28 protein-coding genes and 2 tRNA genes are annotated in these 19,345 nt (G+C 38.0%); 5 read left to right on the top strand and 25 right to left on the bottom strand.

Annotated elements, in window-relative coordinates:
* Positions 1-3: 3 nt before the first annotated feature.
* The 9 genes from RVS70_RS07545 to RVS70_RS07585 all read right to left on the bottom strand — a co-directional run bounded on the left by RVS70_RS07545 (position 4) and on the right by RVS70_RS07585 (position 6,080).
* Positions 4-354, bottom strand: a complete 351-nt coding sequence (locus RVS70_RS07545; protein ID WP_321132811.1) for a hypothetical protein — start codon at positions 352-354, stop codon at positions 4-6.
* A 17-nt stretch (positions 355-371) separates the two neighbouring features.
* Positions 372-569, bottom strand: coding sequence for a hypothetical protein (locus RVS70_RS07550; protein WP_321132812.1), 198 nt, complete (start codon positions 567-569; stop codon positions 372-374).
* A 134-nt stretch (positions 570-703) separates the two neighbouring features.
* Positions 704-2,656 carry a DNA polymerase gene (locus RVS70_RS07555; RefSeq protein WP_321132813.1) on the bottom strand — a complete coding sequence of 651 codons (1,953 nt, stop codon included), beginning with the start codon at positions 2,654-2,656 and terminating at the stop codon, positions 704-706.
* 56 nt (positions 2,657-2,712) lie between these two features.
* On the bottom strand, positions 2,713-3,279 hold the full coding sequence (locus RVS70_RS07560; RefSeq protein WP_228088838.1) for a DUF2815 family protein: 567 nt from the start codon (positions 3,277-3,279) through the stop codon (positions 2,713-2,715).
* Between the two features lie 367 nt (positions 3,280-3,646).
* On the bottom strand, positions 3,647-4,825 hold the full coding sequence (locus tag RVS70_RS07565; RefSeq protein WP_321132814.1) for a DUF2800 domain-containing protein: 1,179 nt from the start codon (positions 4,823-4,825) through the stop codon (positions 3,647-3,649).
* On the bottom strand, positions 4,822-5,202 hold the full coding sequence (locus tag RVS70_RS07570) for a hypothetical protein (RefSeq protein ID WP_321132815.1): 381 nt from the start codon (positions 5,200-5,202) through the stop codon (positions 4,822-4,824). Before RVS70_RS07570 ends, RVS70_RS07565 begins: the two co-directional genes overlap by 4 nt.
* 47 nt (positions 5,203-5,249) lie before the next feature.
* Positions 5,250-5,420 (bottom strand): hypothetical protein, encoded by a 171-nt coding sequence (locus RVS70_RS07575; RefSeq protein ID WP_321132816.1) that lies wholly within the window; start codon positions 5,418-5,420, stop codon positions 5,250-5,252.
* Positions 5,421-5,526: 106 nt separating this feature from the next.
* Entirely contained in the window at positions 5,527-5,721 is a 195-nt protein-coding gene (locus RVS70_RS07580; protein ID WP_121603808.1) for a hypothetical protein, read from the bottom strand.
* Positions 5,722-5,801: 80 nt separating this feature from the next.
* Positions 5,802-6,080, bottom strand: a complete 279-nt coding sequence (locus RVS70_RS07585; protein ID WP_321132817.1) for a hypothetical protein — start codon at positions 6,078-6,080, stop codon at positions 5,802-5,804.
* Positions 6,081-6,141: 61 nt separating this feature from the next.
* Between RVS70_RS07585 and RVS70_RS07590 the strand changes: the two genes are divergently transcribed.
* A complete protein-coding gene (locus RVS70_RS07590; RefSeq protein ID WP_321132818.1) occupies positions 6,142-6,522 on the top strand; it encodes a DUF2513 domain-containing protein in 381 nt (126 codons plus the stop codon).
* Here RVS70_RS07590 and RVS70_RS07595 read toward each other — a convergent pair.
* Genes RVS70_RS07595 through RVS70_RS07610 form a run of 4 tightly spaced genes read right to left on the bottom strand, consistent with a single transcriptional unit; the run spans position 6,514 to position 7,339 of the window.
* A complete protein-coding gene (locus tag RVS70_RS07595; RefSeq protein WP_321132819.1) occupies positions 6,514-6,684 on the bottom strand; it encodes a hypothetical protein in 171 nt (56 codons plus the stop codon). The genes RVS70_RS07590 and RVS70_RS07595 overlap by 9 nt on opposite strands.
* Positions 6,685-6,691: 7 nt before the next feature.
* A complete protein-coding gene (locus RVS70_RS07600) occupies positions 6,692-6,916 on the bottom strand; it encodes a hypothetical protein (protein WP_321132820.1) in 225 nt (74 codons plus the stop codon).
* A complete protein-coding gene (locus tag RVS70_RS07605; protein ID WP_321132821.1) occupies positions 6,909-7,103 on the bottom strand; it encodes a helix-turn-helix domain-containing protein in 195 nt (64 codons plus the stop codon). Before RVS70_RS07605 ends, RVS70_RS07600 begins: the two co-directional genes overlap by 8 nt.
* Before the next feature lie 17 nt (positions 7,104-7,120).
* Positions 7,121-7,339: a helix-turn-helix transcriptional regulator gene (locus RVS70_RS07610; RefSeq protein WP_321132822.1), complete on the bottom strand. Its 219-nt coding sequence runs from the start codon at positions 7,337-7,339 to the stop codon at positions 7,121-7,123.
* A 181-nt stretch (positions 7,340-7,520) separates the two neighbouring features.
* On the opposite strand from RVS70_RS07610, the gene RVS70_RS07615 reads away from it, so the two are divergent.
* The 3 genes from RVS70_RS07615 (at position 7,521) to RVS70_RS07625 (ending at position 9,635) form a co-directional block, all read left to right on the top strand.
* A complete protein-coding gene (locus RVS70_RS07615) occupies positions 7,521-7,913 on the top strand; it encodes a helix-turn-helix transcriptional regulator (protein ID WP_321132823.1) in 393 nt (130 codons plus the stop codon).
* A gap of 134 nt (positions 7,914-8,047) precedes the next feature.
* A complete protein-coding gene (locus RVS70_RS07620) occupies positions 8,048-8,272 on the top strand; it encodes a helix-turn-helix transcriptional regulator (protein WP_321132824.1) in 225 nt (74 codons plus the stop codon).
* 178 nt (positions 8,273-8,450) lie between these two features.
* On the top strand, positions 8,451-9,635 hold the full coding sequence (locus RVS70_RS07625; RefSeq protein ID WP_321132825.1) for a site-specific integrase: 1,185 nt from the start codon (positions 8,451-8,453) through the stop codon (positions 9,633-9,635).
* A gap of 94 nt (positions 9,636-9,729) precedes the next feature.
* Here RVS70_RS07625 and RVS70_RS07630 read toward each other — a convergent pair.
* The 8 genes from RVS70_RS07630 to RVS70_RS07665 form a co-directional block, all read right to left on the bottom strand.
* Positions 9,730-9,803, bottom strand: a tRNA-Arg gene (locus RVS70_RS07630).
* A gap of 13 nt (positions 9,804-9,816) precedes the next feature.
* A tRNA-Gly gene (locus tag RVS70_RS07635) sits at positions 9,817-9,890 on the bottom strand.
* 164 nt (positions 9,891-10,054) lie between these two features.
* Positions 10,055-10,564 carry a metallophosphoesterase gene (locus tag RVS70_RS07640; protein ID WP_026681372.1) on the bottom strand — a complete coding sequence of 170 codons (510 nt, stop codon included), beginning with the start codon at positions 10,562-10,564 and terminating at the stop codon, positions 10,055-10,057.
* Between the two features lie 10 nt (positions 10,565-10,574).
* Positions 10,575-11,183 (bottom strand): XTP/dITP diphosphatase, encoded by a 609-nt coding sequence (locus tag RVS70_RS07645; protein ID WP_205388686.1) that lies wholly within the window; start codon positions 11,181-11,183, stop codon positions 10,575-10,577.
* Positions 11,180-11,947 (bottom strand): ribonuclease PH, encoded by a 768-nt coding sequence (gene rph, locus RVS70_RS07650; RefSeq protein WP_205388687.1) that lies wholly within the window; start codon positions 11,945-11,947, stop codon positions 11,180-11,182. Before rph ends, RVS70_RS07645 begins: the two co-directional genes overlap by 4 nt.
* Before the next feature lie 513 nt (positions 11,948-12,460).
* Positions 12,461-13,537 (bottom strand): GerMN domain-containing protein, encoded by a 1,077-nt coding sequence (locus RVS70_RS07655; RefSeq protein ID WP_228088906.1) that lies wholly within the window; start codon positions 13,535-13,537, stop codon positions 12,461-12,463.
* A 92-nt stretch (positions 13,538-13,629) separates the two neighbouring features.
* Positions 13,630-14,454 carry a glutamate racemase gene (gene racE / locus RVS70_RS07660; RefSeq protein ID WP_026681376.1) on the bottom strand — a complete coding sequence of 275 codons (825 nt, stop codon included), beginning with the start codon at positions 14,452-14,454 and terminating at the stop codon, positions 13,630-13,632.
* 24 nt (positions 14,455-14,478) lie between these two features.
* Positions 14,479-14,931 (bottom strand): MarR family winged helix-turn-helix transcriptional regulator, encoded by a 453-nt coding sequence (locus tag RVS70_RS07665; RefSeq protein WP_026681377.1) that lies wholly within the window; start codon positions 14,929-14,931, stop codon positions 14,479-14,481.
* A 306-nt stretch (positions 14,932-15,237) separates the two neighbouring features.
* Here RVS70_RS07665 and RVS70_RS07670 point away from each other — a divergent pair, with 306 nt between their 5' ends.
* Entirely contained in the window at positions 15,238-15,462 is a 225-nt protein-coding gene (locus RVS70_RS07670) for a helix-turn-helix domain-containing protein (protein ID WP_010651078.1), read from the top strand.
* Between the two features lie 45 nt (positions 15,463-15,507).
* Here the strand turns inward: RVS70_RS07670 and RVS70_RS07675 are convergent, their stop codons facing one another.
* From RVS70_RS07675 to RVS70_RS07690, 4 genes are all read right to left on the bottom strand, one after another.
* Positions 15,508-15,942 carry a thioesterase family protein gene (locus RVS70_RS07675; protein ID WP_321132826.1) on the bottom strand — a complete coding sequence of 145 codons (435 nt, stop codon included), beginning with the start codon at positions 15,940-15,942 and terminating at the stop codon, positions 15,508-15,510.
* A gap of 84 nt (positions 15,943-16,026) precedes the next feature.
* Positions 16,027-16,791: a succinate dehydrogenase iron-sulfur subunit gene (sdhB, locus tag RVS70_RS07680; protein WP_026681379.1), complete on the bottom strand. Its 765-nt coding sequence runs from the start codon at positions 16,789-16,791 to the stop codon at positions 16,027-16,029.
* 2 nt (positions 16,792-16,793) lie between these two features.
* The gene (sdhA, locus tag RVS70_RS07685) at positions 16,794-18,557 is read right to left on the bottom strand and encodes a succinate dehydrogenase flavoprotein subunit (RefSeq protein ID WP_026681380.1); all 1,764 of its coding nucleotides are present in this window, start codon (positions 18,555-18,557) and stop codon (positions 16,794-16,796) included.
* Positions 18,558-18,585: 28 nt separating this feature from the next.
* The gene (locus tag RVS70_RS07690) at positions 18,586-19,200 is read right to left on the bottom strand and encodes a succinate dehydrogenase cytochrome b558 subunit (protein ID WP_026681381.1); all 615 of its coding nucleotides are present in this window, start codon (positions 19,198-19,200) and stop codon (positions 18,586-18,588) included.
* Positions 19,201-19,345: the final 145 nt, after the last annotated feature.

A 19,345-nucleotide genomic window follows, 5' to 3' on the forward strand; every position in this document is an offset into this window, starting at 1 on the left:
TTTTCAACCTCCCAACGTCACATTAAATACAAGATCAGTTTCTGTCGTCTCTTGGTTAGCTGGCACAGCAGGCTTGACTGACTCAGACTTTCCGGCAATTTCAAAGTAATCGAAAACAGTTGCAAATCCTTCTTCATCTGTTAACACGGCCATGTTTCCGACTTTTTTCTTTTCTGCTTCTTTACGCATACTGGCTAGACTGCCCTTAATCGTTTTACTTTTCACTAATATTTTTTCTGCGTCTTCCGGATTATGAGTAAGATGGTCCAATAAAAATTGGCCAATTAATTTTACATATGGGTTGTTATCTTTCTTCATTTCATCCTTTATCTTTGTCTGTGCTTTCTTTAACATGAGATCATCTCCTATGCTTAGCCATCGATCTTAACTGCAGTAGTCGCTTTTTCAGGGTTCTTCCTTAAAGAAGCTCTTCGCTTTCCATACGGCGTTAACATCCAACGTATATACTTTGAGCTAACGTTTAGCTGTTCTGCGCATTCTTCTGCTGAACCGATTGCAATTAGTTTTTCTCCTCTATAAACAGCAACATCACCTCTATAAGCTTTCATCTTAAGCCACTCCCTTCACACCCAATCAACGTAGGTGAATGTTTCTGGCCTATTAAAATACGTGAAAACTGTTTGAATAAGATCCCCGTCTTCATTTTGTTCATGTACCACTAACACGTATATTTTCATAGGCATTAATCCTTTATATAGTAGTCGGTTTCAAAGGCGTCAGCTGTTAACGGTAACCCTTTCGCCCATTTAATTGGCTGACCCATAATTTCCGTTACTTCATCCAGACTACCTTCGTCATTCGGTACATCCAGTACAACTTCATCATGAACGTGCATGACAGTTTTATATCCGGCTTCTTCTAAGTTGATAATAGAAATGCCCAGACAGTCTCTTGCAATAGCCTGAATGATGTTCTCCACCAGTTTGCCACCGTATGTGCCTATACGTTCCATTCCTCTCCCACCTGGTCCTTCATATGTGAGCTCATCTTTCCCCTCAAATTTCTGGTGTGGTTCGATTTTCGGTCTGACATAAGCTAGTTTTCTTCCAGATGGCAACTGAATGAAAAGCGTCCCAGATTCATAGATGAAGTTGACGCCTTTCGGACCTTTTATAAATGATTTTCCTCTGACTGCTGCAAGGGCATTCGCTTCTGTGTCGTACCATAGCTGTCTGATTTTCGGGTTAGCGTCACGCCAGGTTCTTACCAGTTCAGGTAGTTCCTCTTCATCAATCCCCATATCCAACGCACCCATTTGAATCAGTGCCCCTGGTCCACCTTGATAGCCAAGAGCCAATTCCGAAACTTTTCCTTTTTGACGTAAAGGGCTGCCTTTATCGATTTCATCAATCGGTACGTTAAACATGGTAGATGCAGAAGCCTCATAGATTTTACCGTGACTGTTAAATACATCTAGTCTCCACTGCTCCCCTGCCAACCATGCAATGACTCGTGCTTCAATAGCGGAAAAGTCAGATACAATAAAGCGTCCTCCGGGTGTCGGTGTGAAAGCTGGGCGTAACAACTGAGACAACGTATCTGGTACATCACCATAGAGCATTTCCAATAGCTCGAAATCCCCTTGCTTTAATGTCTCCCTCGCTAGACTTAAATCTTTCAATTCATTTTTACGAAGATTATGAATCTGAACCAAACGTCCTGCCCACCGACCTGTCCGATTGGCACCATAAAACTGAAGGATACCTCGTATACGGCTATCACTACATACAGAACGTTTCATTGTTGCGTACTTTGTCACAGACGTCCTGGCCAATTCTTGACGAGTCTCCAAAGCTTCTTGTACAGCTGGATTATTCGCCTTTTTGATTAGTTCTGGTACCGTATCTTTGGTTAAGCTTTTTACCTCTTCACCGGTTTGCTCTTTTATCCATTTTTTCAATTGGGGAAGGCTATTCGGATTATCCAACCCCGTTATCTCTGCGGCTCGATTCAGCAGGCGATCTTTATATTGCTTATCACAAGCGATGGCTTGCTTAACTAAATCCTGATCAAGATAAACGCCACGATCATTGATGTGCTGATCAACTTGCCACAATCTATTCTCTTGTTCAGGTATCGGAAACTTTTCTAGCTTTTTGCGAATCTCTCGTTCTACCACCACATCTTGACGACAGTATTCAATGAATTGCTGCCATTTATCTTCATCATGATGTGGGTAGTTCCTAGTACGCTTTCCATTTGCCTTTGTTGGTTTACAGGGTACGGAAAAATATTTAATCAAATTCTTACCCTTTTGATCTTTCTCTACATCCAGATTCATCGCTTTGGCCACGCCACCAAGGTGATTGGGTAAACCTAAAGTTAGGGCATGAACAGAACTACACCGCCATTGTGCCGGATCCATTTCAAGGTCAAAATGCTTTGCAATACAAGTCCGTTCAAAATTGGCGTTGAATGCAGTTTTTATGACATTTGGATTTTCCAATGCTTCCATCACCTTGTCCGGAACATCTTCAAAATCTAGTAAGTCGATCACAGTAACTGGTTCATCTTCAAAAGCGTAAGCGAATAATAGAATTTCAAAGTCTGGATCTTCTACGTATCGATAAACACCCGATTTGATTAAATCTGTACCTGAATACGTCTCAATATCAATAGAAAGTATGTCGTTCATGAAAATACCTCCGAGCTCGTTTAATAGAAAGAGGGAGTAAAAACTCCCCCTGTTTCTTAGCTTAAAAAGTCGTCGTCATCGTCTCCATCATCTTCTAGATCGTCAAAGTCATCTTCTGCACGGCTACGGCCACCTAAGAAGTCCCCATCTTCCCATTTCTGAATGTTATTTAAACCTACGGCAACCCCTTTATTTCCGTTCGTATCGAAAGGATAAAAGTTAATGCTAACTCGAACGTAACAACCGCTGTACACTTCAGTCGTATCGATAATTTCTTCACGATGACGGTCCACAATACCTGGCTTGTTTTTACTAGAAGCATTTAGGAAATAGTGGTCTTCGTATGCCTCCCCTTTTTCATCTGCTTCTTCGTCTCCATCACGAACTGGAGTATGGATGTTTTTAGGAATCTTACCTCCCCATTTTTCGTTCTTGCCAAGTTCTTTTGCAGTTTCAACAGCTGCTTTAATTTTTTTCATTGTTGTTTTATCTGACTTTGGAATGAGTATGGAAGTGCTGTACTTAGCATCCCCTCCGTTAATGGATTTCGGCTCCCAAATATTCGCAAAGCTTAAACGTACTTTTCCTGTAATCACTTTTGTATCTGTATTTGTAACTGCCATTTTTTCATTTCTCCTTTGTTGTTTAAAATTAGTTCCCCATCTTCCAGAGGAAAATTGATCTACATGATCATCAGCTATATCGCCCATTGATTTCAGACCTTTCGAATTTGGAATTTTTCTAGCCTCAAAGCGATATTTCATCCAGTCACTACCTATCTTCTTACGTAAAACTTTGTAGGCTTTGGTCTTTGATGGTTCAGTAATACCAAAAACAAACTTTTTTGATACGGTACTATATATCCCGTACAATTTTAAAATTCCTCACAATCTTCACAGCTCCTCGGATAACCCGGATCATCGCCGTCTAATAGCTCACCGCAATGCTGGCAAATGTATCCTTCATGGATTAACTCAACAGTTTCTCCCATTACTTGAAATCCTCAGCCGCACTTGCTGCAGATGATAACGCTGGACGCTTGTCCGACTCTGGAGCAAGTTTTGGTTTTCCTGGTGGTTTGATGATAAAGTCTTTCAATAAGGTGTCGAACTGTTTTTTACCTAGCGCTTTCTGCATATCTGTGATGCCTTTGATTTCCGTAGGTTTATGAATCTCATCCTCACTGTAGCCTTCTAAAATTAGTAGATCTTGGACGGCTTCTTTATCGGCATAGATACGGTTGCTTCTACCTTCAACCACCTTCCAACCAGGATAAGACACTCCATGTTTGTAGGCTTGATCCAGCGCATGTCCCTCGATATCAGACACCCATGATTTCAGCTCATCAGCCTTGGCCAAGACGTCGGCAATTTCAACAGGGCTTAGGAGCTCTGGCTCTTTAAATTCATGTTTGGCCAGTTCAAGATTTGCCTCAGCCCTCACTCGACATTCAGCTCTTGCTTTACAAAAGCGACAATGAGAGCCAGCTTCAAAAGTCTCACTACCTTGCGCTGCTTCCTCTGCCGTAGGCTTGACTACTTCTTCCGCCCACTTTAAAAGTTCATCTGCAGCTAACTCCTCCGTAGAAACATTGTCCAATCTTGGTTGAATGATCGTCATACGGACCGTTTCGATATCATAGAGCAAATCATATTCGTTGTACGCACCTAATCCATATAAACGCATTTGACTGTTGTTTTCTGCTGAAACAAGTACACCTTTGCCATACTTTAAATCGATGACCTCCATAACCCCATCAGCTATAACCAACACGTCGCCAGTTCCAAACCCTTCAGGTACCCACTGAGAAAAATCGAGACGTTGTTCTAAAAGCACCAAGGCGTCTTTCGTTTTTGCCTTAGCTTCGTTTACTCTCTCCACTACAAGATCTGTGTAGTTCTCACAGTGGTCAAGCATTTCTTGGCTGAAATACTCACCCTTCTTGTGTTTTTTCAATCGCCCGGAATACTGGCGCTTTGTTATTTCGCCAATCTTATACTGCAGCATGAGTTCGGATAATTCATGCGCTGCAGTTCCCTCTTCAGCAAATGACGTCGTGACATCTGGGTATTGACTTTCTAGCTTCACACTACCTGGACAAGCTAACCATCTACTAGAGCCAGATGCACTCAACTTGGCGTGTGCTCGCTCTGCATGGTTTTGGCTCATAGATTCTCCAACCTTTCTAAGTACTCGGCACGCTTTTCTTCCGGAATTTTTGAAATTGCATTCACACCTAGTTCACTAAGAAGTTCTTTGATTTCAGCTTTTTTACCAGACTTGGAGACTTCTGCCGTCTTAGCACGTATGTCTTCAATAGCAGGGACCTCAGCCTCTTGCTTCTCTTCTTTTTCTGGTTTCGGATCCTCTTTCTTAGACTTTTTCTCTTCCTTAGGTGTCTCCTTCTTCGTTTCTTTCTTCGAATCAGACTTGTCCTTCTGTTTGACTGGCTTCGATTCAACTACTGGTGCAGACCCCAACGCATTCGCTAAATTATTCAAAGCACCCACTAATTCTGGTGCGTTTATATTCACTTCTACTTTCATTTATTTGACCTCCTGTGTTATGATAATGCTGAATATTCGTTTTAGACTCACTGATTGCCGTCAGTGAGTTTTTCTTCTAACTCACCAGAAACGCCATAGAACATTTCTAATAAATTTTCATAAGCAAGCCATTTCAGGTCATCAGATAGATTGATGAACTCTTCATTTGTTAATTCTTCAGGTGACTTACCAGTTTCATCTTCAAAACAGTTACTCACTTAGTCCACCTTCCTCTCAAATAATTATTGCTATAATCAGAGCTATAACCAATGCACCAGCAAAACTTCCTAACCTCAAATCCTTCACCTCCTTAAAAGACCACAATCATAACTTAACTATGTTTTTATAAAGATAGTGGTGCCATTTATCATTTGGATTAATTGTGATCTCTTGACCTATTTTGAATAATTGATATTTAAATGCTCGAATTACTTTTATAGAATCAGAACGATCAAGAATTTTGTTTCCAACTCGAACTTTCACATAACCGATTCGTTTGAAAGTTAATTGATCTACCATGCTCCCACCTCCTTCAATAAGTAATGATTAAGTAATAATTCCAAAGAGCTACAACCGCAAACAACACTACATATGTCCAATCAGATTCTATGAGTTTGTTCAAACCAGTGCCTCCTGATGGCATCTTGTTTATTGATCTGTTCTAACAGGTCCTTTGCTTCCTCAGCAGTCTGCTTATTTCTTTTCAGCCTGTCCAATTCATCCAGTGACCTAGCAATATTGCTGTGATAAACTGCTGCTTTGGCAAATTCTCCTTTAAGCATTAATTCAATTGCGTTTGCCAAAAGATAGTCATAGCAATCTAGTTCTTTATCAGCTTGTTCCTGGTCTTTTGGTAGAAACATAGATAATTTTTCCATTACGATCTCCTTTCTTTTTCTCACTTCTGATAGAATATCTACTAGAAGGGAGGTTGTATGTTTGAAACTTAATCAAGATTGCGTTCGTTCAATTCTTCTTGAGTTAGAAGAACAGTTGACACTTAATGAAACTCTAGTTCTACAAGACCTTAAAGACTTTGAAACATTTAATAAGTTTGGTTACCAGACATCCGTTTATGCTTTATTGAAGTTAAAAGAAGCCGATTTTATTGATGGTCAAGTTCTACGCAGTGATGAAGAAATCATTGATATTGGTATTATCTCTATAACTTGGAGCGGTCACCTTTTTTTAGACAACATTCGAGATAAAGTTGTTTGGACTAAAGCAAAAGATAGCGTTAAGTCATTATCAAGTGTGTCTTTATCTATTCTCTCTAACGTTGCGACAAGTATTGTGAAGAATCAAATTGGATTAAAATAACTTGATCTCCACACCATCAATTAACACATAGACAAAATCTTTTTCATCCGGATAAGTTTTCTCAACGAAAGATGCTAATGAAATTAGATCGCCGTTGGTATCGATAGGTAATAATCTATTGATACCGTCTTTTTTTGAGTAAACAATTGGATATTTTCCCACCTTCACCTCACCCCCAAGTCCCGTTGATATAATATTTAAACCATTCACCATTTCTGAAATAAACCTCGAAACAACGTTCAGGAAAATTACGCTTTACTTTCTTAATGTTATCTAGACTATAATGCTTGCGTTCTTCAGTACCCATAGCTTGGTTGTGTGCTTCATGCGTATTTTTCAACATTTTAAGTTCATGCTCTTGTAAATGTTTAGCGGCTGGTATTTTTTCAGACATTTTGGTTCACCTTGCTTTCTGGGTCTAACCATTTTTCAATGCTTTCAATATCAAAAATTATTTTTGAACCAACTTTTTTGTGAGGAATTCTATTTTCTCTAACTAATCGATAGATAAAGGATTTTGACATCTTGTTGCCTGTATCTTCTAGGTATGTAACTAACCCTTTAACATCCGTTCGCTTCATTTTATCTAACCTCCTTTTCAAATATCAGTTTTTCTGATATTTCTAGGCAAAAAAATTTCTTCTATTCTTTTATTGAAGTATTTTGCTATGATGAATATTTCTTCGAGTTTAAAATCTGTTTCCCCACGTTCTTTTAATGCGTATGTTCTAGCATTTACTCCTAGAAGCTTAGCCATATCTTCTTGGCTGATTTTCTTAGACTTACGCAATTTAACTAGCTCCCAATGAACTACCATCTACTAACCCCCTTTTCTATCAGTGTGCTTTTATGATATATCAGTTTTTCTGATAAGTCAACGAAAAAATCATAAATACTGATTATTTTTATTGAAATGTAAGAAATACTGATATATACTATCTTTAGTACAAATAGTATATAAACACATTTATATAGATGAATAGATGGAGGAAGACAAATTGGATATTAATAAGTATGTTGGAAGCAAAATTAGAGAATACAGAAAGAAAAAGGGTATGAACCAAACTGAATTAGGAAAAAAGCTAGGAGTTAAGCAGAATACAGTGGCTGGTTATGAAAAAGGCGAATGGGAAGTAAGTTACGACAATCTTTTTATACTTGCAGATATATTCGAAATCAGCATTGATGATTTATTCCCAGCAACTAAAACAGAAGAAAATCACTTACAAAAAGCTTTAGAAGTTTCAAAAGATAAGGAACTATCTACAGATGAAATGCATCTTATTAAAAAGATTACTGAAAAGGCCCTCGAACTTGAGGGCGATGATAGAAAGCAATTAATGAATAGCATTAAGCTTGCTGTTGATCTCTTTGAGAACATGGACAAGTGATTCATCTAAGTACTTTGTTTCACTTATTTTAATCAGTTTTGCTAGTAAAACAATATTCTTGATTTCTTCTTCTGTCATTACATCGCCGCCTTTTAGTAATATTAAACAAAATTTCATATAAAGAAGGTGTCTGTTTGGCTTATAAAGTCGGAAGATGCCTGCTTCGTGACCACCTTGAGAAATCGAAAATGACTCAACAAGAATTAGCAAATAGACTCAATGTTACGTTTCAACAAGTCAACAAATATGTTCTTGATAGACAGAAGATGTCCTTACAGGTTGCAAAGAACATTGCATCAATATTAAATTGTCATATCGATGATCTCTACGAATGGATTGAAGTAGGCTACAAAGAGTAGATATTTTATCTACTCACCGACTTAATACAGCCGAACAGCTTTATTTACTCATTTATACCACATATTGGTAATATGTGCATTGGTAATTGTTACACCTTTTTAATAAATTTGTAACTTTCATGAAATTATTGTATCATGAACAGAACAAATGTTCTAGTAATTTTCACAAAAAAATCTATTGGAGGTATTAGATATGGCCAGCTTTAGAGAAATTTCTAAAGGAAAATACAAACTTACAGTTGAATTAGGATATGTTGGAGGAAAACGAAAAAAGAAAAATAAAACAGTAAATGCAAAAAATAAAACTGAAGCTGGTAAAATGCTGACACTTTTTGAAGCAGAGATTTTATCAAAGCAGTTGATTGATGAAACCAAACTGTCTGTAGAAGGTTTTTATGAACAGTGGTTAGAAAAGTTTGCTAAGGATCATTACGGGATCCGTACACTCCAGGAGACCAAAAACATATTTGAGAAACGTTTGCTTCCGGAATTTGGCCCAATGAAATTAAAAGATGTAAAGAAGATTCACATAGTTAACTTTTTTGATGATTTAAAGAAGAACGGGAAGCGTTTGGATGGTAAGAAAGGTTCTCTATCATCAAGTAGTATTAAAAACGTGTACAAGGCTTTAAATGCCTTATTTAAAGTTGCTGAAGGATGGGATCTAATTGATCGTAATCCATGTGAAAAAATCAACCTACCAGCAGTTAGACACAAAAAATCGGAAGTCTATTCATTAGAAGAGTCTCAACTGCTCTTTTCCAAATTAGAAAAAGAAGATACTATGTGGCAATTAATTGTACAAGTTGCCGCCGTTTTGGGAGCACGTGAAGGGGAAATAGCAGCATTGGAAGGAAAGCATCTCGACTTTGAAAATAATGCCATTACGATTGAACAAGCGTTAGTCATAGTCACAGGTGAAGGTTTAAAATTAAAATCAACCAAAACAGATCGTACACGTAAGGTATCCGTTCCAGAAGATTTAATGAAGGCACTTAAAAAGTTAAGAGCAATTAAATTAGAACATCAAGTGGAAATGAGTGATGATTTATGGAAGTGGCCAGGACATTTATTTTTATTTTCGGATGAATACGGACAACCACTCAGACCTGATAGCATTAGTCAAAGGTGGATCCGGTTTTTAGACAAAGAGGAAAACAAAGGATTAAAAAAGATACGGTTTCATGATTTAAGACACACATCAGCGACTTTATTAATTAATCAAGGTGTTCATGCCAAAATTATCCAGGAACGCCTAGGGCACTCTAAAATCAGTACTACAATGGATGTTTACGGCCATGTACTTCAACAAGCAGAAAAAAGTGCTGCAACACATTTTGAATCACTATTTAAAAAAGCTTAAAATGGTATCCTATTGGTATCTTTTTAAAATATACAGTTTCCCACGCAAAAATAAAAAACCTCATAAACTCGTTGTTTACAAGGCTTTTATTAGACGTCCCAGGAGAGATTCGAACTCCCGACCCACAGCTTAGAAGGCTGTTGCTCTATCCAGCTGAGCTACTGGGACATAAAAATATGTATGGAGCGGGTGAAGGGAATCGAACCCTCGTCATCAGCTTGGAAGGCTGAGGTTTTACCATTAAACTACACCCGCATATCATTACTATGTATGAAAAAACAATTGATTAATAGTTACTCCGTTTTTAACGGACAAGAATCATTATATAAACTTATACAGCTTTTGTCAATAGTTTCTAATAAATAATTTTAATTTCATCCATCCTTGGAGCAATGTCCAGGATGGATGCGTATTTTGTTTTATAATGTAAACTCATACTGCAGATTATGAACTAATTCACCTTCAGTTGTATAGTAACGTAATAAGATATTTTCTTTCTTTTCCCATTCCATTATAGCGTATGTTTTCTCTTTGCGAACCCGGGGCAATCGTATACTACCTGGGTTAATTAATAATTGATCTCCACGTTGTTCTGCCCCTGCGATATGTGTGTGGCCAAAGCATATAATTTGTGCTCCTAATTCCTCTGCACGGTATGATATATGCATGAGATTCGTTTTAACTTGATGTAAATGACCATGAACTATTAAAAAGGTTAAACCGCCTATAGTAAGTGTCTGTTCTTCTGGATAACGTATGTCATGATCGCAGTTTCCAATAACTGTATAAAATCCATCCATTTCGTTCTCATCCAAATCCAATTCAGAATCTCCACAATGAAATCGATAATCCACATTGTGACGTTGTTTAATCTTATCTAATTCTTCCGTTAATCCATGACTATCGCTTAATATAAGTACTTTTGTCATCGAATCCACCTTATTCCTTAATTAGTAATCCGTGTTGTGTCACTGTATCTTCTAGCTGAACAATTGCATTTCTACGATGACTAATTTGATTTTTTTTATCCGATGATAACTGTGCCATTGTTTGCTGATAACCTTTAGGTATAAAAATTGGATCATAACCAAAACCATTTTCACCATATTGGTTATCGGCAATTCTCCCCTCACAATACCCTGTATAAAAACGTGTTTTAGATCCTGGAGATGCAATAGCAAGAACGCAAACGAATCTAGCAGTACGTTTAGCTTCAGGAATACCACGTAATTCCGATAGCACTTTTTCTATATTTAATTGATCATCTTTATGTTCCCCGGCATACCTTGCAGAATAAACACCGGGTCTACCATCTAATGCATCAATCACTAAACCAGAATCATCTGCAAGTACAGGTAATGATAATATGGAAGCTATTTCTTCTGCTTTTAAGGCAGCATTTTCTTTAAATGTTTCACCTGTTTCTTCTACATCTGGAAGGTCTTCTAAGTCATTTAAAGAAAGTGCCTTTAAGTTATAGGGCTTAAAAAACTCCTTAAACTCATTAGCCTTCCCTTTATTTTTCGTAGCAATGATGATTTGCTTCATTTGCTTTCTCCTTTTGCTGTAACACTTTCTCCAATTCTATTGGTGATATCTCCAAGTACTTTACGCTGCTTCATAATAATTGTCTGTATTCCCTGTTCAGCTAATTGCAGCAGTTCATTTAACTGTTTCATACTAAATGTCGCTTCTTCTCCTGTCCCTTGAATTTCTACAAATTCACCGGTACCTGTCATAACTATATTCATATCGACATGAGCTTTGGAATCTTCCTCATAGTTTAAATCTAATATCTCCATGCCATCTGGCAATACCCCCACAGATATTGCGGCAAGAAAATCAGTAATTGGCATTTTGGATAAGACTTTCCGACGAAGTAAACTTTCGAAGGCTAACACTACAGCCACAAATGCACCAGTAATGGAAGCAGTTCTTGTTCCACCATCCGCCTGAATGACATCACAGTCCACCCATACAGTCCGTTCTCCAATGCTGTCTAAATCAACAACAGAGCGTAAAGCTCTACCAATTAAGCGTTGTATTTCCATTGTTCTACCACTAACTTTTCCTTTTGAAGATTCTCTTATATTCCTCTGTTCGGTTGCTCTTGGTAACATTGCATATTCAGCAGTTATCCATCCCTTACCTTGACCGCGCATAAACGGAGGAACTCTGTCTTCTATACTTGCATTACATATTACTTTAGTATTCCCTACTTGAATTAACACGGAACCCTCTGGATGCTGTAGAAAATTCGGTGTGATTGTAACAGGACGTAAGCTGTTACGATTACGTTGATCAGTTCTCATCATAACTCCTCCTTAGTTCAACCATTAGCTTAACATATTTTTTGTTAAAAGCACTATTGAAATACACATAAATTACAGAAGGAAACAAGTGTCACTTGGGATTCTCATATCCAATCTAATAGCAGTAAGATGTGTATATTAGAAATACGGACAATAAGCTACTTACAATCTCACCTGGTATATGATAAACTATTGTCACTCGACATAAGTAGATCTCCTCTCGTTATTCGAAATTGGTTTGGTGGCCAGTTTCTTTATAACGTTTGGAGATTTTTTATTACATTCCTTGTTTTCACATAGCCTGTGGTTTTACATGCACTAAAAAGAAACGTAGCGACTGGAGCGAGTCAATAGAGATAAAGGAATCACGGTCCGACGATGACTTATCGCAGGGCGATTCGTGAGGTCGCCTAGTTTCTGGGCAACTGGAGCTGGACGCGGCTCAACACGCGCCTATTTATCCACATGGATTTCCTAGACTATAAAAAAGAGGCTTATCAAAGCCTCTTTTAGCTATAACTTCTCTGTCGGTATAAACTGCTGTTTCGTTACTGGTTCCGTATAAGCCTCACCATTTTCATTGACTAGTTCCTCTACACTTTCCACGTTAACCTGAACAGCTTCCACCCCCTGTACATTTGTCAACGTTCGAACTAGCGTTTCCATTACCTCATCAGCGATTACGGATTTATCCTGTTCTTTAAGTATAGATTCATTAAAATGTAGTTGTAAAACTCCATCTTTTAATGAAGGTTTACTCGTCAATGCAGCTGAATCATTAAAGACTTGCTTTACATTTGATTGAATTCCTGGACCCTTCAGTAAGTTCTTAACGATAGCACTGAACTCATCTACTTCCTCAGATGGTTCTACATACTGTGTCACAGGAATGTAGTATCGATTTTCATCATGCTCCGTTGGATAGTACATTGTGACCGTTTTACTTTGCATGAAGTCAGAAACCCCAGTATCACTTACATTAATTCCATTTTCCCTGGAATACCCTTCACCAATTGGTGTTCCATTAACTGGCATCTCTTTTAATGCCATTCCATCCATTTTTAATTGAACTTCCTCTACATTCTCAAATTGCGTTAAGGTATATGTTACGGCTTCTAGAACTTTTGTTTCATCCTTCGCTTCATAGTTTGCAAATTCTTTCGAAAAGTTAACTACCATTGTGCCATCTTCCTGCAAATTAATGCCTAGAACTTCAGTTCCTTCTGGTAGAACTGCTTGAAATCCGTTAGGAAGTAACTGGGAAATCGGTCCACCCTTTACTAAATATTCTAAAACCTGTGTAGCTACTTTATTCGATTCAGGAGTTGGTAATTCCAATGTTTGAGACGCTACCATTCCATTTGCATCAATTAAATACAGATCACGTGCTATTGTCTCTGAGACGTTGTCTTCATCCTCACTCTGTTCATTAGCTTTTGCATCTGAATCTTCCAGATTATCAACGGGCTCTGCATTTTGTGGAGGATCGATCATTTCCTCCTCCAAGGACTGCTCACCTTGAAAACACCCGGATAATATAATGGACATTGTTACTGTACCCGCAATCAAAAAAATTCCGCGCTTCTGCATATCTTTCCCTCCTACGATGGTTTGTACTATTATATATACGAGCCCACTGCGAAAATAGACCAAGCAAAAATAAAAAAACAGGATTCTTAGCTTTAAGAATCCTGTAATTGATGGAGATATGCTTTTTCAATCGTTACCATTTGCAAGTAAGGCTCTTTAAAGATACTTTTGGATATTTCAATAAAAATTTCTAAGTCACCAGTGGTATAAAATTGGTGAACCGGATAAATATCATCTTTATTAAACAGTTGATGTACATCCAATATCGTACTCGTTTCCCTTGCCGTCTCCTCACTTGATGAGATAATTGTTATATGTTGTCCAATAACAGATTGGATAGTATCTTTAATTAACGGATAGTGCGTACATCCTAAGATCAACGTATCCATATTACTGTATTGTAATAATGGAGCTAACGTATCTTCAACAACTTCTATTGCCTGACTTCCTTCAAGTATCCCTTGTTCAACCATAGGTACGAACATGGGGCATGCTAGCGCATTAACCTCTAACTCGCTTTTAATATTTCTAAGTGCATTCGTATAAGCATGACTTCTAACAGTACCTTCTGTTCCAATAACACCAATATGATTATTTCTTGTAAATTTAATTGCTGCTCTTGCTCCAGGTTGAATAACACCAATTACCGGGATATCTAGTTCCTCTTTTAATGATTTTAATGTAAATGCAGTGGCCGTGTTACATGCGACAACAAGCATTTTTATATTTTTTTCCAGTAGAAAATCGACCATTTCCCACGTGAATTGCTTTACTTCTTCTTTTGATCTTGGTCCATAGGGACATCTAGCAGTATCACCTAAATAAATCAGCTTTTCTTTCGGTAGCTGCCTCATTAGTTCATGTGCTACGGTTAATCCCCCTACCCCAGAGTCAATGACCCCAATTGCCTGCTTCAACCATATCGCCTCTTCTTTGAAGTTTTATTTATCATCTATACTTATCATTTGCTCATGCAAGTATGAAAGTAATTCATGTAAGTCTTCCACTTGTTCTTCTGAAAAATTTTCAAGTACGTTGCCAAGATACTGCTGTCTCTTTTCAATCACCTCATGGATAATTGTTTTTCCTTTTTCAAGAACGTGAATACGTACTACTCTTCTGTCTTTAGCATCTCGTACTCTTTCAACAAGGTTATTATTTTCCATTCTATCTACTAAATCAGTTGTCGTGCTAAAAGCTAGACTAATCCGATTGGATAGTTCTCCGATCGTTAAATCCCCTTCCTCCAATAGCCATTGCAATGCAATGAACTGCGGAGAAGTAATTGGATAATTATTTAATATTTGTCGTCCCTTTTGTTTTATGATTCCTGAAATGTAGCGCATTCTTTTTTCAATCTTATTTATTGTATCTGTTGTTGCGTTTGATTTCAACATGTAACCTCCTAGAATTACTTCCCGTATATGACTATTTTACATAACGTACTGCAGTCCCGTAAAGTGATATTCATTTACAACCAAATAGGAAATAGTGCTACATTCATCCTATTCAAATCACGTGTATATTGATCGTTATTTTATTATAAGACATTCTGATTCCTATATTAAAATTTCTTTTAAATAAATCAATTACTACCACGACAAATGTACGCACCGTTTCCTTGATCCAACATAAGCTATAGTGACTAAATAATTTCCCTTCAATCTGCAGCTCTATTGACAGCAAGGAGGGGTTAACATTTGAAGGACAACGAGTATAAACCGAAGCAATTATTAACAAAACGTGAAAAAGAGGTTTTCGAGCTGTTAGTACAAGATAAAACAACAAAAGAAATTGCCCAGGAATTATTCATATCAGAAAAAACTGTCCGCAACCACATTTCAAATGCTATGCAAAAGCTAGGAGTTAAGGGGCGTTCACAGGCTGTAGTAGAGCTCCTTCGCATGGGGGAATTGAAGCTCTAATCAAATCGGCTTTCCTTATTGGAAAGCCGATTTAGGTTTGAGCATTTAATTTTTCACAAGCAATTCCTTCATTTCCTCTGGTAAAGAAACAGTTTCCCCCGTTTTTGGATTAATATATACTAATCTTCCCCGTCCTGTTAAGGCTATTTCTCCTTTCTCATTAAGAACCATATAATGCAGATCTAATGAGGTATTCCCGACATGGTTTGCTTTAACATAGACGTCAAAGGATTCATCAAAATACATTTGTTGTAAATAATCGCATTGTAAATCAGAAACAACAGGAATGGCTTCTGATTCTTTAATAAACATTCCCTTTGATTTTAAGAATTCAATTCTTGCTTCTTCAAAATAGATAAATGGTGATGTATTATTCACATGCCCAAATAAATCCGTCTCCGAAAAACGAATCTTAATCGGTATTGAGAAAGAAAACGTAGAACGCCAATGATCCATGTCTTCTATGTAAGCAATTCGCATCTCCCTTACCCCTTTCCATTTGTTAAACTTGTAAAAATGACCCCAGCCAATCTTGGCAGGGGCCATTTTATTTAACATTCATCATTAATGTGCATTGTCACTTCCAAAGAAGTTTTTAAATGCTTGAATATTTGTCGCACGGTTCATTGCTGCAATTGATGTTGTAAGCGGAATACCCTTCGGACATACTTGCACACAGTTTTGTGAGTTCCCGCAACCGTCAATTCCGCCATCTTCCATTAAACCGTTTAATCGTTCACTTGCATTCATTTCTCCAGTTGGATGAGCATTAAACAAGCGAGCTTGAGACAATGCTGCTGGACCAATGAAGTTAGATTTATCGTTTACATTCGGACAGGCTTCTAAACAAACACCACAACTCATACATTTAGATAATTCATAAGCCCATTGCCGCTTCTTCTCAGGCATCCTTGGTCCTGGTCCCAAATCATGTGTTCCGTCAATTGGAATCCAAGCTTTTACTTGTTTTAATGCATCAAACATACGTTCACGGTCAACGATTAGATCACGAACTACCGGAAACGTAGACATCGGTTCCAAACGGATAGGCTGCTCCAATTGATCTACTAGTGCGGCACATGACTGTCTAGCTGTTCCATTAATCACCATAGAACAAGCACCACATACTTCTTCTAAACAGTTCATATCCCATTGTACTGGTGATGTTTTCTTCCCATCAGCAGTAACTGGATTTTGACGAATTTCCATTAATCCAGAAATAACGTTCATATTTTTTTTGTAAGGAATGTTAAATGTTTCCTTATAAGGAGCAGAATCAGGGCCGGCTTGTCGAGTTATGATAAAAGTAACTGTCTTTTGTTCAGCCATTCTTACTTACTCCCTTCGCTTTTCTTTGTGTAATCACGTTTACGTGGTTTAATTAATGACACATCGACTTCTTCATACGTAATCTGAGGTGACTCAGTTTCTTTATCAAATTGAGCAATTGTCGTTTTTAACCATTCCTCATCATTTCGATCAGGGAATTCTGGTTTATAGTGGGCTCCACGACTTTCGTTACGGTTATATGCTCCTTGTGTAATAACTCGTGCTAAATGAAGCATATTTTTCAACTGACGAGTAAACATAACGCCTTGGTTGCTCCAACGCGATGTATCATTAATATTTATATTTTCCCACCGCTTAAGCAGTTCTTGAATTTTCTCATCTGTTTTTAATAACTTCTCATTGTCACGAACAACGGTAACATTATCTGTCATCCATTCACCAAGCTCTTTGTGAATTTGATAGGCATTTTCTTCCCCATCCATCTTCATTAGCTTTTCAAAGTCTTCTGTTGCCGCTTTGACATTAGACTCAAATAGTTCAGGCGATAAATCATCAACATGTTTATCTAACCCTTCAACGTATTTAATTGCATTCGGACCAGCAACTGAACCACCAAAAATGGCAGATAGTAAGGAGTTAGCCCCTAAACGGTTACCGCCGTGTTGTGAATAATCACATTCTCCAGCTGCAAATATTCCTGGAATGTTTGTCATCTGGTCATAATCTACCCATAGACCACCCATTGAATAATGAACTGCTGGGAATATCTTCATTGGAACTTTACGAGGGTCTTCACCGACAAATTTCTCATATATCTCAATAATACCGCCAAGCTTAATATCAAGTTCTTTCGGATCCTTATGGGATAAATCCAAATAAACCATATTTTCCCCGTTAATTCCTAGTTTTTGATTTACACAAACATCAAAAATTTCTCGGGTCGCAATATCACGTGGTACGAGGTTTCCGTAAGCTGGATATTTCTCCTCAAGAAAATACCAAGGCTCACCGTCTTTATACGTCCAAACTCGTCCACCCTCACCACGAGCAGATTCACTCATTAAACGTAATTTGTCATCTCCAGGAATGGCTGTTGGGTGAATTTGAATAAATTCACCATTTGCATATTTTGCTCCTTGTTGATACAAAATACTAGCAGCTGAACCTGTGTTAATAACGGAGTTCGTGGACTTACCAAAGATAATTCCAGGGCCTCCAGTTGCGAATATCGTCGCATCAGATGGGAAGGCCTTAATTTCATGTGACTTAATGTCTTGCGCTACAATCCCTCTTCCAACACCTTCTTCATCAATGACGGCATGAACGAACTCCCAATTTTCATATTTCGTTACAAGTCCTTCTACTTCATAGCGACGAACCTGCTCATCTAGCGCATACAATAATTGCTGTCCTGTAGTTGCCCCTGCATATGCTGTACGATGGTGCTGTGTTCCACCAAAACGTCGGAAATCTAGCAATCCTTCTGGCGTCCGGTTAAACATAACACCCATTCTATCTAGCATATGGATAATGCTTGGCGCTGCATCACACATCGCTTTAACAGGTGGTTGGTTCGCAAGAAAGTCACCACCATATACAGTATCATCAAAATGGATATAAGGAGAATCCCCTTCTCCCTTCGTATTTACTGCACCATTAATACCGCCTTGGGCACATACAGAGTGAGAGCGCTTTACAGGTACAATGGAGAATAAATCAACATTGACTCCTGCTTCGGCCGCTTTTATAGTTGCCATTAATCCAGCCAACCCTCCACCGACGATGGCTATTTTTCGATTACTCATAATAGATGCTCACTCCCTTGTTCTTTAGTTAAACTCCGTATGCAAATGTAATTAACGTTCTTACACCAACATAGCTCAATGCTAAAAACACTACGACCGTTGCATATGTAGCAATTTTTTGCGACTTCGGTGATTGCGTAATACCCCATGTCACGAAGAAGCTCCAAAGTCCGTTTGCGAAATGGAAAACAGTTGCTATTAATCCAATAATGTAGAACCAGAACATGAATGGGCTAGAAAGTATTCCTTCCATTAAGCTATAATCTGCTCCCTGAGAACCAATCTGAATTCTTGTTTCCCAAACGTGCCATACAATGTAGACAAAGGTAATAATTCCTGTTACACGTTGTAAGACGAACATCCAATTTCGGAAAAAACCATAGTTTTTCGTATTGCTTCGTGCTACAAATACAATATAAACCCCTAGAATAGCATGAAACAAGATAGGCAGGTAAATGACTACGAATTCCAATAAGAGTCGAAATGGTAAACCGTGCATAAAGTCTGCTGCCTTGTTAAAGTTTTCTTCACCATACACAGCAAAATGATTCACCACTAAGTGCTGAACCAAAAATATTCCAATTGGAATTACGCCTAGTAACGAGTGTAATCTTCTAGTTAGAAATTCACGATGCTCTGCCAATGTGTTACCCCCCTTTAGTTTAATCAATGTTAGTTTCATTTTTATCACATCACATCAACCTAATTAGAAAAGCTTGGCGCATTGCCAAGACTGATGGTGAAAAGTCTATGTTTAGATATACTTTTCTTTACTGTTTCACAGCGTG

This window comes from Virgibacillus sp. M23, assembly GCF_034190895.1.
In the GTDB taxonomy this organism is placed as follows: domain Bacteria; phylum Bacillota; class Bacilli; order Bacillales; family Amphibacillaceae; genus Virgibacillus; species Virgibacillus salarius.

What these genes read in the sequence shown, in the direction of transcription:
- RVS70_RS07545 (WP_321132811.1), bottom strand. Translation starts at nt 354, where the DNA reads ATGTTAAAGAAAGCACAGACAAAGATAAAGGATGAAATGAAGAAAGAT.
- RVS70_RS07550 (WP_321132812.1), bottom strand. Translation starts at nt 569, where the DNA reads ATGAAAGCTTATAGAGGTGATGTTGCTGTTTATAGAGGAGAAAAACTA.
- RVS70_RS07555 (WP_321132813.1), bottom strand. Translation starts at nt 2,656, where the DNA reads ATGAACGACATACTTTCTATTGATATTGAGACGTATTCAGGTACAGAT.
- RVS70_RS07560 (WP_228088838.1), bottom strand. Translation starts at nt 3,279, where the DNA reads ATGGCAGTTACAAATACAGATACAAAAGTGATTACAGGAAAAGTACGT.
- RVS70_RS07565 (WP_321132814.1), bottom strand. Translation starts at nt 4,825, where the DNA reads ATGAGCCAAAACCATGCAGAGCGAGCACACGCCAAGTTGAGTGCATCT.
- RVS70_RS07570 (WP_321132815.1), bottom strand. Translation starts at nt 5,202, where the DNA reads ATGAAAGTAGAAGTGAATATAAACGCACCAGAATTAGTGGGTGCTTTG.
- RVS70_RS07580 (WP_121603808.1), bottom strand. Translation starts at nt 5,721, where the DNA reads ATGGTAGATCAATTAACTTTCAAACGAATCGGTTATGTGAAAGTTCGA.
- RVS70_RS07585 (WP_321132817.1), bottom strand. Translation starts at nt 6,080, where the DNA reads ATGGAAAAATTATCTATGTTTCTACCAAAAGACCAGGAACAAGCTGAT.
- RVS70_RS07600 (WP_321132820.1), bottom strand. Translation starts at nt 6,916, where the DNA reads ATGTCTGAAAAAATACCAGCCGCTAAACATTTACAAGAGCATGAACTT.
- RVS70_RS07605 (WP_321132821.1), bottom strand. Translation starts at nt 7,103, where the DNA reads ATGAAGCGAACGGATGTTAAAGGGTTAGTTACATACCTAGAAGATACA.
- RVS70_RS07610 (WP_321132822.1), bottom strand. Translation starts at nt 7,339, where the DNA reads ATGGTAGTTCATTGGGAGCTAGTTAAATTGCGTAAGTCTAAGAAAATC.
- RVS70_RS07640 (WP_026681372.1), bottom strand. Translation starts at nt 10,564, where the DNA reads ATGACAAAAGTACTTATATTAAGCGATAGTCATGGATTAACGGAAGAA.
- RVS70_RS07645 (WP_205388686.1), bottom strand. Translation starts at nt 11,183, where the DNA reads ATGAAGCAAATCATCATTGCTACGAAAAATAAAGGGAAGGCTAATGAG.
- rph (WP_205388687.1), bottom strand. Translation starts at nt 11,947, where the DNA reads ATGAGAACTGATCAACGTAATCGTAACAGCTTACGTCCTGTTACAATC.
- RVS70_RS07655 (WP_228088906.1), bottom strand. Translation starts at nt 13,537, where the DNA reads ATGCAGAAGCGCGGAATTTTTTTGATTGCGGGTACAGTAACAATGTCC.
- RVS70_RS07675 (WP_321132826.1), bottom strand. Translation starts at nt 15,942, where the DNA reads ATGCGAATTGCTTACATAGAAGACATGGATCATTGGCGTTCTACGTTT.
- sdhB (WP_026681379.1), bottom strand. Translation starts at nt 16,791, where the DNA reads ATGGCTGAACAAAAGACAGTTACTTTTATCATAACTCGACAAGCCGGC.
- sdhA (WP_026681380.1), bottom strand. Translation starts at nt 18,557, where the DNA reads ATGAGTAATCGAAAAATAGCCATCGTCGGTGGAGGGTTGGCTGGATTA.